The organism is Campylobacter sp. CNRCH_2015_0338h, assembly GCF_025772785.1.
Classification (GTDB): Bacteria; Campylobacterota; Campylobacteria; order Campylobacterales; family Campylobacteraceae; genus Campylobacter_D.
In genome coordinates this window covers 41,015-56,430 of the sequence record NZ_JAKMST010000004.1, presented here as the reverse complement: position 1 = coordinate 56,430, position 15,416 = coordinate 41,015, and the positions used below count along the sequence as shown (strand labels likewise).

Here is a 15,416-nt window from a genome sequence, read left to right as displayed (position 1 = left end):
GATGGATTATAAAAGCAAACGCTTAGGTTTTTTTCTAGGCGCTGATATTTTACTTTTTGTTATAAGTATTTATTTGTCTTTTTCTTTACGCTTTAGTGCAGACATTCCAAGTGAATTTTATGAAGGTATGTTTAAAAGTGCTGTGATTTTGATTTTACTTAAAATCATTTTTCTAGCTTTTTTTAGAATTTATCAAGTTGCTTGGAGATTTTTCTCACTCAATGAAGCGCGTAAATTAGTTATTGCTTTAGCTTTAGCTGAACTTGTATTTTTAGCAATTTATTATTTTTATGATGATTTTTTTAATCCTTTTCCAAGAAGCGTTATAGGAATAGACTTTGTTTTATCTTGTATGCTAATTGGAAGTTTGCGTATAAGCAAAAGAATGATAGTTGATTTTAGAAAGCCAAAATACAATGAAGAACATCCTTGTATAGTAGTTGGTGCCACTTCAAAGGCTTTACATTTATTAAAAGGAGCCAAAGAAGGGAGCTTAGGACTTTTCCCCGTAGCTGTGGTAGATGAGCGTAAAAATTTAATAGGTACTTATTGTGATAAATTTATAGTTGAAGAAAAAGAAGCTATTAGAAAATATACTGCTGAAGGTATTCATACTGCTATCATTGCTTTAAAACTTGAGCAAGAAGAACTCAAAAAGCTTTTTGATGAGCTTATTGCTTATGGGATTAATGATATAAAACTTTTTTCTTTTACACAAAATGAAGCAAGAGATATAAGCATCGAAGATTTATTAGCGCGTAAGCCAAAAGATTTAGATAATGCTTGCGTGATTGATTTTATCAAAGATAAGGTAGTTTTAGTTAGTGGGGCTGGTGGGACTATAGGAAGCGAGCTTTGCAAACAATGCATTAAATTTGGCGCAAAACACTTAATCATGCTTGATCATAGCGAGTATAATTTATATAAAATCAATGAAGCATTAAGCTTGCATAAAGAAAAAATCGAGCCTATTATGATGAGTATATTAGACAAAGAAGCTTTAGAAAAACTTTTACAAGAAAAAAACATAGATTTGATTTTGCATGCAGCAGCTTATAAACACGTGCCTTTGTGTGAGCAAAATCCACATTCAGCTATTTTAAATAATATCATAGGTACTAAAAATTTAATCGATCTTGCAAAAACTTACAAGGTTGCCAAATTTGTTATGATAAGCACTGATAAAGCTGTAAGACCAACTAATATCATGGGTTGTACAAAAAGAATTTGTGAGCTTTATGCGCTAAGTTCAAGTTATGAAAATTTTGAAGTAGCTTGTGTGCGTTTTGGTAATGTTTTAGGCTCAAGTGGAAGTGTCATACCTAAATTTAAAGCTCAAATTGCAGCTAATGAACCACTTACTCTTACTCATCCTGATATAGTGCGTTATTTTATGCTTGTGGATGAAGCTGTGCAACTTGTTTTACAAGCTGCTGCTATTGCAAAAGGCGGGGAGTTATTTGTGCTTGATATGGGTGAACCTGTTAAAATCATGGATTTAGCTAAAAAAATGCTTTTACTTTCTAATAAAAAGTTAGAAATTAAAATCACTGGACTTAGAAAAGGTGAAAAACTTTACGAAGAGCTTTTAATCCATGAAGATGATTTAAAAACTCAATATGAAAGTATATTTGTTACCACTAGTGAAATTAAAGATTTAAAAATTTTAAATCAAGAAATAGAAAGATTACTCCAAAGCACAGATCCTGCAAAAGTTTTAAAGGAAATTGTGCCTGAGTTTAATCATAACAAAAATGGAGAGTAATTAAATTCTAATTTTATTTTTAAATGGTATAATATAAACTTTTAATTGATTAATAAAAATAAAAACGATACAATTACACTTTTATGTAATTACATCAAGACAAAGGAAAAAAAGTGAAGTTATTAGTAGTTGATGATAGTTCTACCATGAGAAGAATAATCAAAAACACTCTTGTAAGATTAGGTCACAAAGATGTTTTAGAAGCTGAACATGGAGTTGAAGCTTGGGATTTGCTTTCACAAAATGATGACATAAAAATTTTAATTACTGACTGGAATATGCCTGAAATGAACGGCTTAGAATTAGTAAAAAAAGTAAGAGCGGAAGAAAAATATGCTGATATGCCTATTATCATGGTAACTACAGAAGGTGGTAAGGCAGAAGTTATCACAGCTTTAAAAGCAGGTGTAAATAACTATATTGTAAAACCTTTTACACCTCAAGTATTAAAAGAAAAACTTGAAGATGTTTTAGGAACAAACGAAGGCTGATTATAAGTTTTTATGCAAACACATTATTACGAACTTTTTTTTCAAACAGATAAGGAATATTTAGATTTATTCCTTGATCTTGTTTTTTCTCTAGATATAGATGCCATAGAAGAAAAGAATGATGGCGTTTATATACGATCAGAAGAAGATATAAAACTCATTCAAATAGCCTTGCAAAGCTTTCATCAAAAATTATGTGAAAAATTTAATACTAAGATTTATTTTCATTCTACTTTAGAAAAAAAAGAAAATAAAAACTGGATAGAAGAGTATAAAAAAGGCATACAAGCTTTAACCATTGACAATATCCACATTCACACCACTTGGCAAGAAGCTATACAAGATAAAATCAATATCATTATAGACCCTGCCCTAGCTTTTGGCTCAGGACATCATGAAAGCACTTACACTTGTATAGAATTTTTACAAAAATACACAAATGATTCTAAATTTTGCTTAGATGTAGGCTGTGGAAGTGGGATTTTAAGTATCATCATGGCAAAGCTTGGAGCTAAAGTGCAAGCTTGTGATACAGATGAGCTAGCCATAGTTGCAAGCAAGGAAAATGCAAAATTAAATCAAGTTAGTTTTGATGATATTTGGGTAGGTTCTATTAATAAAAGCTTACATAAATATGATATAGTTGTGGCAAATATCATTGCTGATATTTTAATCATACTAGAAAAAGATCTTAAAGAAAAAACCAAAGAAGGTGGAATTTTAATCTTATCTGGTATTTTAAACAAATATGAAGAAAGAATTAAAGATAAATTCAAAGATTTGACTTTGTTAGAATGTAAACACAAAGGAGAGTGGTTGAGTTTAGCTTACAAAAAGGAAACAAAATAATGAATAAAAAACCAAACGAACCAAAAGATAATCCAAACAATAATAGCTTTTTTAATAAAAACCCTATTTTTATTTTCGCTATTTTTGCCATTGTGATGATTCTTTTATTTAAAGGATTTTCAGATGATGGTAGTATGGGTATTATGGGCGGAGAAAATACCAAAAAAGTTACTTATTCTGAATTAAAAACTTTAATCGAAAATAATCAAATTGCCCAAGTTAACATAGGTCAAACTACCATAAAAGCAGTATCTAAAGCAGGAAATATGGTATATATTACCAAAAAAGTTCCAAATGATGCTACTTTTGTGCCTTTGCTTGATTCAAAAGGTGTTTCTTATGGAGCTTTTAACGAGAGTAATTGGTTTATAGATATCTTACTTTCTTGGGTTTTACCGGTATTTATTTTCTTTGGTATATGGATGTTTTTAGCCTCTCGTATGCAAAAAAATATGGGTGGATCCATACTTGGTATAGGAAGCTCTAAAAAGCTTGTAAATTCAGAAAAACCAAAAGTTAAATTCAATGATGTTGCAGGTGTTGAGGAAGCAAAAGAAGAAGTTAAAGAAATAGTTGATTTTCTAAAATATCCTGAAAGATACATCAATCTTGGCGCAAAAATTCCAAAAGGACTTTTGCTTGTAGGCCCTCCAGGTACAGGTAAAACTTTACTTGCAAAAGCAGTAGCAGGCGAAGCTGATGTACCATTTTTTAGCGTATCAGGTTCATCTTTTATAGAAATGTTTGTGGGTGTTGGAGCTAGTAGGGTTAGAGATTTATTTGAAAATGCTAAAAAAGAAGCTCCAGCTATTGTATTTATAGATGAAATTGATGCTATAGGCAAATCACGCGCAGCAAGTGGCATGATGGGTGGAAATGATGAAAGAGAGCAAACTTTAAATCAACTTCTAGCAGAAATGGATGGCTTTGGTACTGAAAGCTCGCCAGTAATAGTACTAGCAGCGACAAACCGTCCTGAAGTCTTAGATGCAGCATTACTTAGACCAGGACGTTTTGATAGACAAGTTTTAGTAGATAAGCCTGATTTTAAAGGCAGATGTGATATTTTAAAAGTTCATATGAAAGATGTTAAAATTTCACCTGAAGTAAAAGTAGAAGATATCGCAAGATTAACAGCAGGTCTTGCGGGTGCTGATTTAGCAAATATCATTAACGAAGCAGCTTTACTTGCAGGTAGAGATTCTAAAAAACATGTAGAACAAAAAGACTTAGTTGAAGCAGTAGAAAGAGCTATAGCAGGACTTGAGAAAAAATCACGTAGAATTAATGATAAAGAGAAAAAAATCGTAACTTATCATGAATGTGGCCATGCTTTAATCGCTGAAACCACAAAAGGTGCTAAAAAAGTAAGTAAAGTTTCTGTTATACCGCGTGGTTTAGCAGCTTTAGGATATACGCTCAATACTCCTGAAGAAAATAAATTTTTAATGCAAAAACATGAGCTTTTGGCTGAAGTTGATGTACTTTTAGGTGGACGTGCAGCTGAAGAAATTTTCATTAAAGAAATTTCAACTGGTGCAAGCAATGACCTTGAACGTGCAACTGACATCATAAAAGCTATGATTTCTATGTATGGTATGAGTGAAATTGCAGGTTTAATGGTGCTTGAAAAACAAAGAAATACTTTCTTAAGTGGTGGACAAACTATCAAAGATTATTCTGATAAAATGGCTCAAGATTTAGATGAGTATGTGAAGAAAACCTTAGATGAACGCTATGCGGGTGTAAAAGAAATTTTAAAAACTTATAGCGGTGCTATAGAAGTAATGGTACAAGCACTTTATGAAGAAGAAACTATTGATGGTGCTAAAGTAAGAGAGATTATTAAAAACTATGAAGAAGAAAACAATCTTCCAACGCGCTTAGAAGAAAAAGAGCAAGAAGTTACTAAGGATAACTAATGAAAACAAATTTTATTGCAAAGGCTGGCTGGAATTTACTTATAATTCTAGCTATAGTTTTTGCAATAGCTCAATTTATATGGGGATTTTCTTGGCTTTTATGGTGTATTTTTATACTTTTTGCTTGCCTTTTTAGAGCTAGTAAAATCGATTATATAGCAGATCCAAATACTATCATAACTCCCATAGAAGGAAAAATAAAATGCATTAAAACAAGCTCATATAAAGAGCTTGGCGAATGCATAGAAGTGCAAATTATAAACAATATCATTCATCAAGGCAACATCATAGCTCCACTTGATATGGATATAGAAGAAACTAGACTAAGACACGGACTTTTTTTATGTCCATTTATGAAAAATACAAATTTAATGGGCGAAAGAATGCTATTTTTAGCACGCTCTAAAGGCAAACAATGGGCATTACGCATCATTTTTGGCGCTTTAAATAGAAAAGCTCATATTGATGATTTTGGTCATCATTTAAACCATGGGCAAAATATAGGTTTTATGTTTGATGGTAGTGTGAGTTTATTGCTTCCAAAAGATACTAGAATTTGCGTAAATGAAAATGACAAAGTACGCATTGGTGCATTGATAGGGTATTTAAATCCATGAATTTTAAACTAATTTATATTTTACCTAATCTTTTTACAGCTGCTTCTATATTTTTAGGCATTATTTCAGTGATTGCTTCTATTAATCAAAATTTTGATAAGGCATTAATTTATATCATTTTATCATTAATTTGTGATGGTTTAGATGGACGCGTTGCAAGAGCTACTAATTCTACTTCTAAATTTGGAGTTGAGTTTGACTCACTAGCAGATTTAATAGCCTTTGGTGTTGCACCTGCTATGCTTTTTTATATGAGTATAGGTTATGAATATGATCGTTTTGGCTCCTTAATAGCTGGTTTATTTGTAGTTTTTGGCGCTATACGCTTAGCAAGATTTAATGTCACCACAGGTACTTATGAACCTTCAGTTTTTATAGGACTTCCTATACCAACAGCTGCAGTTGTAAGTGCTTTATGGGTAAGCGCTTATTTATATTATGATTTTTTACGTGATTTTTCTTTGATGATAGTATGTATTCAAATGCTTTTAGCTTTTTTAATGGTAAGCAATATAAGATATCCAAGTTTTAAAAAAATTGATTTAAAACGGGCAAATGTTTTAAAGGTATTAATCCTTTTAGTAATCTTATTTTCCATGCTTTATTTGTATTTTTTAGAAAGTGCGTTAATCGTCGCAAGCTTATATGTACTTTATGGAATCATTCGAAGTTTTTTTACTCTAGCTCGTAAATTTAAAAAAGATTAAAATTTTATTCTCACTTCACTTTTTAATAATATACTTCTCATTATTTTCAAAAAAGGAGTAAAAATGAATAAAAACAAATTATTCAGACAAATTCACATTTACATTAGCTTATTTTTCTTACCACTAGCATTTTTATATGCTGTTACTGGTTTTGCTTATATAGCTGGTTTTGATGGGGAAAGTGGAGCTAAAATTCAAACTCAAAAAGTTCAAGCCATTGTCCAAGAAGGCGCTGAAGCTGAATTTTTAATTGATTTTTTAAAGAAAAATAACTTAAAACTTCCTTCATCTTTGGAACCAAAACTTAACAAAAAAGGCGATGGAATAGAGCTTGGCACTATAAACTATACTGCAAGTATTGTCAAAATAGATGAAAATAATTATGAAATTATCACAAAAGAAAGAAGTTTACTTGGAAATATGATTTTACTTCACAAAGATAAAGGCATGTGGTATTTTTCTGTTCTTGGACTAGCTTTTGCACTTGCTATGATAATCCTTTATATTTCAGGACTTTTAATCACTATCATAGCTATACGCAAAGACAGGGGTAAACAAATCGCAGTTTTAAGCGCTGGTTTTGTTATAACTTTAATCATAGCTTATCTTAGTGTATAAATTTAAGGTATATCTTATAAACAATAAGATATACTTTCCCTTTTAATACGGACAGATGGGTGAGTGGCTGAAACCACACCCCTGCTAAGGGTGCAGATCTTAACGGGTCTCGAGGGTTCAAATCCCTCTCTGTCCGCCACCTTATAAAATCCATTTCCTTTCATCTATTTTAATAATTTTACTGTTATAATTATAATAAATTTAAAGGCAAGCTCACATACTATGCAAATTTATGCTTCTATTGATTTGAAATCTTTTTACGCTTCAGCTGAGTGTGTTTTAAGAAATTTAGATCCTTTAACAACTAATCTTATTGTAGCAGATAAATCAAGAACAGATAAAACCATCATACTAGCAGTTTCACCTGCACTAAAAACTTACAATATACCTAGTAGATTAAGGCTTTTTGAGTTTAAACAAAAAATCCACTCAATCAACCAAGAAAGATTAAAACAAACTCAAAAACACTGCTTTAAAGCTAAAAGTTTTGATACATTAAAACTTAAAAATGATTTAAATTTAGAGCTAGATTACATCATAGCCAAGCCCAGAATGGCTACTTATATAGAATTTAGCACAAAAATATACAGCATTTATTTGAAGTATTTTGATGCTAAAGATATTCATATATACTCTATTGATGAAGTTTTTATTGATCTTAGTTCTTATCTTGAAAAATACAAACTATCAGCTTATGAGTTACTTACTAAGGTTTTACTTGATATTTTACATACAAGTAAAATCACTGCAACAGCAGGTATAGGCACAAATTTATACTTAGCTAAAATTGCTATGGATATACTTGCTAAAAGACAACAAGTAGATGAAAATGGCTTGCTTATAGCCTTTTTAGATGAAAAATTATACAGATATAAATTATGGCAGCATAAACCTTTAAAAGATTTTTGGCGTATAGGTAAAGGCATTGCCTTAAAACTTGCAAATTTAAACATTCATACTATGGGAGATCTTGCAAGATTTTCTTTAAAACACGAAGCTTTGCTTTATAAACACTTTGGTGTTAATGCTGAATTATTAATCGATCATGCATGGGGTATTGAAACTTGCACGATGAAAGATATTAAAAATTACAAATCACAAAATCACTCTAAAGTCATGGCTAAGGTTTTACCTTTTGCATATGATAATAATCAAACAATAAAGGTTTTAAAAGAACTTGTCGATCATTTAGTGCTTGAACTTATACAAAATAACCTTAAAACAAACCATATCACGCTAGATATACAATATGATAAAAGCAATTTAGAAAATTCAAACCTTTTAGCTTCTTATAAAGGAGCTATTGCTAAAGATAATTATGGAAGAACTATACCTAAAAATGCTCATGGAAGTATAAATTTAGAAAATTTTACCCATTCTTTAAAAATCATCAATAAAAAAGCCTTGGAACTTTTTTATAAAATCAGCAATAAAAACTTAAGCATTAGAAAAATCAGCTTAAGTTTAAATAATATCACAGACAAAGCACAAGAAAATTTCCAAGAATTAAATTTATTTAGTGATTTTAATGCAATTTTGCAAGAAAAAAATCAACTTGAAAAAGAAGAAAAACTTCAAAAAGCAAGACTTCAAATCATGCAAAAATTTGGTAAAAAGGCTATTTTAAAAGCTTCAAGCTTAGATAATGAAACCAAAGAAATTACTTCTTTAATAGGAGGACATAATGCATGATGATTATAAAGATATAATAAATATAAAATATCAAAAATCAAAACAATTCCCACCAATACCAAGAGAAAAAAGAGCGGCGCAATTTGCTCCATTTTCAGTGCTAAATGGTTTTAGTAAAGCGATTTTAAAAACGCAAAAAGATATGGAAAAAGCATTAGAAAATAGCAAATATCAAGAAGAAAGCTAAGTTCTTCTTGATAAAATTTTATTTTGTATTAGAGTATTTTTCAAACTCTCCACTTTCATCAATTTCATTGCCATAAAGTTTGTGTAATTCATAGTAGTATTTTACAAATTCCTTACACTCTTCATCAAGTGGTAAAAACACCTCATCTTCTAAAACACAAAACTCATCTAAATAATTTTTAGCATCTTCTTTTAACATATAATGTCTTGCTAATTTATAGTAATTTTGCATAAACACAGCCTTAAAACTCTCATAAGCTTCTTCATCAAATTTAATGTTTAATTTCTCATTTGCAAAAGATAACACCCCTGATTTAAACAACAATGATAAATGAATCAAACCTTCTGTATAATAAGGCTTAACCTCCTCTACTCTTTGCCAAGCAATCAATCCTATAGCCCTTTTAATAAGCTCATAAAATACAGGAAGCTTTAAATCATCTTCTTCATGTAAAAAGAAATTCACAAGCCCACCCGCAGTAGCTTTAAACTCTTCTATATTTTTAAACACACCACTTTCATTCATTTTCTTTTCGCTATCATTTGCCACAAAGAAAATATGCCCAAACTCATGACCTATGGTAGAAACTTCATAAATTCTTTTCCATAATTTTTCATTGTAAAATAAAATTTCTCTACCATAATCTAAAAATTCTTTTTCAAATACCATAGAAGAAAGCTTCATAAAAGGCTTGGTTTTAGCATTTTCATAAACATAATTTAAAAAAGCAAAGATCTTTTTTCCTGCTATATTGCTTACATACTCATCATTTGGCACTACTTGAGCAGAAAAAAGCCCCTTAAGCTCTGCTCCATAAAAAATCATAGGCATACAAATATAAAGCTGAGTTTTTTCAAGATTAAAATTCACCTCATCAAACAAAGCTTCATCTTCTTCATCTAAATTTGCATACACCATTGCAAAGCTTTCTTTGATTTTATCTTTAAACTCACTCCCATTAAAATCACTCACATCTTCTAAGCGTATATCCCACTCAAGTGCTACTGCATGTGTGTAAGAGTCTTCATAGTATTCTAAAGGATGGCCAATTTGCAATGGGCATTTTACTTCCATCCACGCAAGCTCTGCTTCTTGCCATTTTTTAACTACTTCGTTATTATCTTTTTCACAAAATGCAAATTTTAATCTTTCTATATAGTCAATATAAGCATTTTTTTCATCATCTAACGCACAATTTCTTAGTTTTTCTAAAAGTTTATCAAACTCATATTCAAGCTTTAAAACCTCATTTTCAAAAGCCTTTGCATAAGGTAAAAATCTCCAAAGTGTTCCTATTTTAACTAAAGCTCCATAGCTTCTTTCACAAATTTCACCATCTTGATTAAGCTGATAAAGCTCATTTTGCTTTAAAAACTCCAAAGCATCGCTTAAATTTGGAAATTGTTCTTTTAAGATTTTATTATTTGTATCTAAAATTTGCTTACTCCAAACAAGCTCAAAAGAATTCATAACTACACCTATATTATGCACACCTTGAACTAAAGCCAAATAAAACTCATCAAGTAAATTTTTACTCTTAATCTCATCGATTAAATCTTGATGTTCTACTTCATAAAAGGCTCTTACTAAAGAAAAAACTTTATATTTTATTTGAGAAATTTCTTCTTCATTTAAACCTTTTTTCTCAAGCTCTTGGACTAAATTTTCCTCTTTTAAATCCACCAAACGACGTAACATTGCTAAAACATTGCTTTTTTCGTTTTCAAGATTAGCTAGTTCTAAAGCTCTATCTATCAAAGGATGACTTTGATTAGTTTGAAGTATATTATAAAGACTATTGATATTTTGTTTCCTATTTTTCACAATTTTTGCTATTTGCTTAAAATCATTCATTTTTTACCTTTCTTTATTTTTAAAACTTAATTATAATGTTTTTTTTAAAACACAAGGAGAATGTATGAAAGATATGGGAGAACCTAAGCTAAGAGTTATAGCTATGCCAAGCAATACAAACCCCGCTGGTAATATCTTTGGTGGTTGGATCATGTCACAAATTGATCTAGCTGGAGCCATTGCCGCAAGAGAACTCTCCCCACAAAGAGTTGTCACGGTCGCAGTAGATAAAATCATTTTTAAAGAGCCAATTTTCGTAGGTGATTTGGTATCTTGCTATGCAAAAATCATCAAAGCAGGTAATACATCCATAACCGTAGAAGTAGAAGTAGTTACTCAAAGAGCTAATGAATATGGCCGTGTGTATTGTATGCATGTAACTTCAGCTGTAGTAACTTATGTGAGCGTAGATAAAGATGGAAATAAATTTCCTATTGATGCGGATTTAAAAAGATTGCACGGCTTTTAATATGTTTTATTGTATTTTTAAAAAACTTTTTATATCATCACAAAAAACTTTCTAAGGCTTATATATGCGTGGATATAAAATATTTTCTGGTTCGGCAAATGAAGAATTTGCTAAAAAAATCTCAAAATACCTTTCATTGCCTCTAAGCAATGCGGGTGTAAAGCGTTTTAGCGATGGTGAAATTAGCATTCAAATAGATGAAAGCGTGCGTGGTAAAGATGTGTTTATCATTCAAAGCACTTGTGCTCCAACAAATGATAATCTAATGGAGCTTTTAATCATGACAGATGCTCTGCGTCGCTCAAGTGCAAGCTCTATCACAGCTATTATCCCTTATTTTGGTTATGCTAGACAAGATAGAAAAGCAAGCCCTAGGGTGCCTATTACTGCAAAATTAGTAGCAAATCTTATAGAATCAGCTGGCGTGGATAGAGTAGCTACCATAGACTTACATGCTGGACAAATTCAAGGCTTTTTTGATATACCTGTGGATAATCTTTATGGAAGTATTATTTTTAATGATTATATTAAAAATAAAAACTACAAAAATCCTATCATCGCAAGTCCTGATATAGGCGGTATAGCAAGAGCTAGAAGTGTGGCAAAAGCTTTAGGACTTGATATAGTTATAGTAGATAAAAGACGTGAAAAAGCTAATGAAAGCGAAGTGATGAATGTCATCGGTGATGTAAAAGATAAAGAAGTGATTTTAGTAGATGATATCATCGATACAGCAGGAACCATAGTAAAAGCTGCTGAAGTATTTAAAAGCAAAGGTGCAAAGTCAGTTATAGCTTGCTGTACTCACCCTGTACTTAGTGGTGTAGCTTATGAAAGAATAGCCAAAGATGCATTAGATGAGCTAGTAGTAACTGACACTATACCTTTAAAACAACAAATGGATAAAATCAAAGTCCTAAGCGTAGCACCTATTTTTGGCGAGGTAATACGCAGAGTTTATCACAATGAAAGTGTGAATTCTTTATTTGTATAAATTCTTTGCAAGGACCATCCTTGCAAAGAAAATCTAAACTTCAAATAATTCTACAATTTTATATTAATTAAAACTATATTTTGCTATAATTAATAAATTATTATTAATTAAGGAGTTATTATGATTAAAAATTTAATCTTAAATTTTGGTAGAACTATACTTGATATAGCGGCTGCATTAAGCTTTATTATAGCGATTATTTATTCTATTGCGCTGATGTTTACTCTAGGATTTATAGTAGGTCTAGTAACACTTATTGGATCTTTGGTTGCGATATTTTTAAGCTTTTTTGTAATTTATCTTGTCATAGATATAAGAGATGCACTAGTTAATAAAAACTAAATTACTGGTGGAGACGAGGGGAATTGAACCCCTGTCCAAAAATAAAACAACCACGGCATCTACATGCTTAGCAAAGGTGAAAATTTCATCTAGCCAAACTCACCTTCCAAAATTTCAAGCTAGACTAAGACTTTAACTTCAATCAAAACTTGTCAAATTTCAATCTACACTATCAAAAATGACCAAATTCTAAGCTAGATAGTATCACTTAAAATTCAGGCTCAACTGAACTTACGCAGCTTTAGCGTAAGCAGGAGCAAATTTAACGTTGTTTGCGTTTAATTTTAATTTGAGCTTTATACGCTTTGCTCAAAGCGACATGCCACCAAGGCCACTCTACTCCTGTCGAAGCCAAGTCGTCCCCATTATTTAGAAATTTTATCTGGAACATTTGCAATTTGAGGGTTAAATACGCTTAAAAAAGAAGCATTTTTTTCATAATCACTGCAATATCTATCAAGCTGCTCACCCACTAAAAACATCCAATCCACAAATTCATCGCTAGCAGGCCCATCAAATTTAGCTGCTTCTTGCATAATTTCCTCACAAAATGTGCAAAAATTTGCAATCTCATCTAAATTTAATCTTTTAGCAGCCCAAACCACGTTGTGGATATTTTGCTCTAAGTCTTTTAAAGCTTCTTTGTATTTTAAGCTATCACTGCTTAGCTTTACTATCAAAGGCTCTAAAACATCGCAAAGACTTCTAAAAAAATACAAAAAGCGCTCGATTTCTTCAAGCTCGTAATCTAACTCTAATTGCTCTAAAATTCCCATAAAAACTTCTATAATCTAAGTTTAAATGTTTATTTTAGCAAATTTTAGATAAAATTAAAATTTCTTACAAAATAAAATGGAAAAAATATGGATAGAATCGTAGAGATTGAAAAATTCTCCCCTGATGAAACTTATGAAACAAGCCTTAGACCTTCAAATTTTGACGGCTACATAGGACAAGAAAACATTAAAAAAAATTTAGAAGTTTTCATCAAAGCTGCTAAAAAAAGAAATGAATGTCTAGATCATATCCTTTTTAGTGGACCTGCAGGACTTGGTAAGACAACTTTAGCAAACATTATCTCATATGAAATGAATGCAAATATCAAAACTACCGCTGCACCCATGATAGAAAAAAGCGGGGATTTAGCTGCGATTTTAACTAACCTTAGCGAAGGAGATATTTTATTTATCGATGAAATTCATCGCTTAAGCCCTGCCATAGAAGAAGTGCTTTACCCTGCTATGGAAGATTTTCGTCTTGATATTATCATAGGTAGTGGTCCTGCTGCACAAACAATCAAAATCGATTTACCCAAATTTACTTTAATAGGTGCTACTACAAGAGCAGGTATGCTAAGCAATCCTTTGCGCGATCGCTTTGGTATGCAATTTCGCTTGGAGTTTTATAAAAATGAAGAGCTTGCTATCATTTTAGAAAAAGCAGCTCTAAAGCTTAATAAAACTTGTGAAAAAAAAGCTTCTTTAGAAATAGCCAAACGCAGTCGCTCAACCCCAAGGATTGCTTTAAGATTGCTTAAGCGTGTAAGAGACTTTGCTGATGTAAATGATGAAGAAATCATTAGTGAAAAAAGAGCTAAAGAAGCGCTTGATTCTTTAGGGGTAAATGAACTTGGTTTTGATGCGATGGATTTGCGGTATTTAGAGCTTTTAACTGAAGCCAAAAGAAAGCCCATAGGACTTTCTAGTATAGCTGCAGCATTAAGTGAGGATGAAAATACCATAGAAGATGTAATAGAGCCATATTTACTAGCAAATGGCTATATAGAAAGAACAGCCAAAGGTCGTATTGCGAGCTTAAAAAGTTTTGATGTTTTAAAATTAAAATACAACAAGGGTTTATTTGATGAAAAGTAGTAATTTTTTCTTAATTAGTTTTATTTTATTTATTTTATTTTGGGTGCTTTTTTTATTTAAACCTTTTTTGATGAATATAGCCATAGCAAGTTTAATGGCTGTTTCTACTTCTAATGTTAATGTTAAATTCTTAAATATATTCAAAGGTAAAAAAGTCATAGCAGCAGCAGCTACCACTGCTTTTATGTTAGCTTTATTTTTTATACCTTTTGTATATGCTATTATAGAACTTGCAAAAGCAGCTAGCGGTTTTAATATAAGTTATATTCATAATACCATAGAATATTTTAAAAATTATTCTTTGCACCTACCTGAATCTCTAAGCTTTATAGAGCCAAAAATCAAAGAAGTGCTAGCAAGTATTGATTTAAATTCCATCTCTAAAAATGTTTTAACCTATCTTTCAAGTGCAACTAAATTTGGGACTAAATTTCTAACTGATATGGTGTTAATTTGTGTGTTTTATTTCTTTGCTAATCTTTATGGAGCCCAACTCATTGGCTATATCAAAACCATAGTACCTATGAAAAAAGAAGAAACTCAAGGCATTTTAAGCGAAGTGAGCAATGTAATGTCTGTTGTGTTTTATTCTATGGTGCTAAATGCCATTTTACAAGGGGTTCTTTTTGCTATCATTACTAAATTTTATGGTTATGATGCGATTTTAATGGGAATATTATTTTGCTTTAGCTCTTTAATCCCTGTGGTAGGTGGGGCCTTAGTTTATGTGCCTGTTTCTTTATATGAATTTGCAAATAACAATCTAAGCGGCGCTTTAGTGATTTTCATTTATAGCGTGGTAATGATATCTTTTATCGCAGATACTTTAGTAAAACCTTATATCATTAAATGGATTAATGAAAAACTTGTTCAAATTCCAACGCAAATTAACGAACTTTTAATTTTCTTTGCGATGATAGCAGGAATTTCAAGTTTTGGCTTTTGGGGTATTATCCTTGGACCTGCTATTTTAACTTTCTTTATTTCTACTTTAAAATTATATGTGATTTTAAAAGAAAAGCATTTTGTATAAAA

At 31.0% G+C, this 15,416-nt stretch carries 16 protein-coding genes, 1 tRNA gene and 1 other RNA gene; 15 read left to right on the top strand and 3 right to left on the bottom strand.

What is annotated here, in order from left to right:
- Window position 1 precedes the first annotated feature (1 nt).
- The 10 genes from pglF (at window position 2) to L8X30_RS03820 (ending at window position 8,848) form a co-directional block, all read left to right on the top strand.
- The gene (gene pglF, locus L8X30_RS03865) at window positions 2-1,765 is read left to right on the top strand and encodes a UDP-N-acetylglucosamine 4,6-dehydratase (configuration-retaining) (protein WP_263679093.1); all 1,764 of its coding nucleotides are present in this window, start codon (window positions 2-4) and stop codon (window positions 1,763-1,765) included.
- Window positions 1,766-1,878: 113 nt separating this feature from the next.
- Entirely contained in the window at window positions 1,879-2,256 is a 378-nt protein-coding gene (locus L8X30_RS03860; RefSeq protein ID WP_039619063.1) for a chemotaxis response regulator CheY, read from the top strand.
- A gap of 12 nt (window positions 2,257-2,268) precedes the next feature.
- Entirely contained in the window at window positions 2,269-3,105 is an 837-nt protein-coding gene (locus L8X30_RS03855; RefSeq protein ID WP_263679092.1) for a 50S ribosomal protein L11 methyltransferase, read from the top strand.
- Entirely contained in the window at window positions 3,105-5,027 is a 1,923-nt protein-coding gene (ftsH, locus tag L8X30_RS03850; RefSeq protein WP_263663426.1) for an ATP-dependent zinc metalloprotease FtsH, read from the top strand. The genes L8X30_RS03855 and ftsH overlap by 1 nt, the downstream gene beginning before the upstream one ends.
- Window positions 5,027-5,644, top strand: coding sequence for a phosphatidylserine decarboxylase (locus tag L8X30_RS03845; protein ID WP_263679091.1), 618 nt, complete (start codon window positions 5,027-5,029; stop codon window positions 5,642-5,644). The genes ftsH and L8X30_RS03845 overlap by 1 nt, the downstream gene beginning before the upstream one ends.
- On the top strand, window positions 5,641-6,351 hold the full coding sequence (pssA, locus tag L8X30_RS03840) for a CDP-diacylglycerol--serine O-phosphatidyltransferase (RefSeq protein ID WP_257399294.1): 711 nt from the start codon (window positions 5,641-5,643) through the stop codon (window positions 6,349-6,351). Before L8X30_RS03845 ends, pssA begins: the two co-directional genes overlap by 4 nt.
- A gap of 63 nt (window positions 6,352-6,414) precedes the next feature.
- Window positions 6,415-6,969, top strand: coding sequence for a PepSY-associated TM helix domain-containing protein (locus L8X30_RS03835; protein ID WP_263679090.1), 555 nt, complete (start codon window positions 6,415-6,417; stop codon window positions 6,967-6,969).
- A 49-nt stretch (window positions 6,970-7,018) separates the two neighbouring features.
- Window positions 7,019-7,108: transfer RNA gene (locus L8X30_RS03830), tRNA-Ser, on the top strand.
- Window positions 7,109-7,191: 83 nt separating this feature from the next.
- Window positions 7,192-8,661 carry a DNA methylase gene (locus tag L8X30_RS03825; protein WP_263679089.1) on the top strand — a complete coding sequence of 490 codons (1,470 nt, stop codon included), beginning with the start codon at window positions 7,192-7,194 and terminating at the stop codon, window positions 8,659-8,661.
- Window positions 8,654-8,848, top strand: a complete 195-nt coding sequence (locus tag L8X30_RS03820) for a hypothetical protein (RefSeq protein ID WP_263679088.1) — start codon at window positions 8,654-8,656, stop codon at window positions 8,846-8,848. Before L8X30_RS03825 ends, L8X30_RS03820 begins: the two co-directional genes overlap by 8 nt.
- A gap of 18 nt (window positions 8,849-8,866) precedes the next feature.
- Here L8X30_RS03820 and ciaB read toward each other — a convergent pair whose 3' ends face one another.
- Window positions 8,867-10,702, bottom strand: a complete 1,836-nt coding sequence (gene ciaB / locus L8X30_RS03815; RefSeq protein WP_263679087.1) for an invasion protein CiaB — start codon at window positions 10,700-10,702, stop codon at window positions 8,867-8,869.
- A gap of 64 nt (window positions 10,703-10,766) precedes the next feature.
- Between ciaB and L8X30_RS03810 the strand changes: the two genes are divergently transcribed.
- From L8X30_RS03810 to L8X30_RS03800, 3 genes are all read left to right on the top strand, one after another.
- Window positions 10,767-11,171 carry an acyl-CoA thioesterase gene (locus tag L8X30_RS03810; RefSeq protein WP_039619080.1) on the top strand — a complete coding sequence of 135 codons (405 nt, stop codon included), beginning with the start codon at window positions 10,767-10,769 and terminating at the stop codon, window positions 11,169-11,171.
- Window positions 11,172-11,235: 64 nt separating this feature from the next.
- Entirely contained in the window at window positions 11,236-12,165 is a 930-nt protein-coding gene (locus tag L8X30_RS03805; protein ID WP_039619082.1) for a ribose-phosphate pyrophosphokinase, read from the top strand.
- Between the two features lie 120 nt (window positions 12,166-12,285).
- Window positions 12,286-12,507 carry a hypothetical protein gene (locus L8X30_RS03800; protein WP_214135152.1) on the top strand — a complete coding sequence of 74 codons (222 nt, stop codon included), beginning with the start codon at window positions 12,286-12,288 and terminating at the stop codon, window positions 12,505-12,507.
- 5 nt (window positions 12,508-12,512) lie between these two features.
- Here the strand turns inward: L8X30_RS03800 and ssrA are convergent.
- Together ssrA and L8X30_RS03790 are read right to left on the bottom strand one after the other, a co-directional pair.
- Window positions 12,513-12,871, bottom strand: a transfer-messenger RNA (tmRNA) gene (gene ssrA, locus L8X30_RS03795).
- A gap of 1 nt (window position 12,872) precedes the next feature.
- A complete protein-coding gene (locus tag L8X30_RS03790; protein ID WP_257399298.1) occupies window positions 12,873-13,283 on the bottom strand; it encodes a histidine phosphotransferase in 411 nt (136 codons plus the stop codon).
- Window positions 13,284-13,370: 87 nt separating this feature from the next.
- Here L8X30_RS03790 and ruvB point away from each other — a divergent pair, with 87 nt between their 5' ends.
- Both ruvB and L8X30_RS03780 read left to right on the top strand, forming a co-directional pair.
- A complete protein-coding gene (ruvB, locus tag L8X30_RS03785) occupies window positions 13,371-14,381 on the top strand; it encodes a Holliday junction branch migration DNA helicase RuvB (protein ID WP_263679086.1) in 1,011 nt (336 codons plus the stop codon).
- Complete coding sequence (locus L8X30_RS03780; RefSeq protein WP_263679085.1) at window positions 14,371-15,414, top strand: AI-2E family transporter; 1,044 nt, start codon at window positions 14,371-14,373, stop codon at window positions 15,412-15,414. The genes ruvB and L8X30_RS03780 overlap by 11 nt, the downstream gene beginning before the upstream one ends.
- Window positions 15,415-15,416 lie beyond the last annotated feature (2 nt).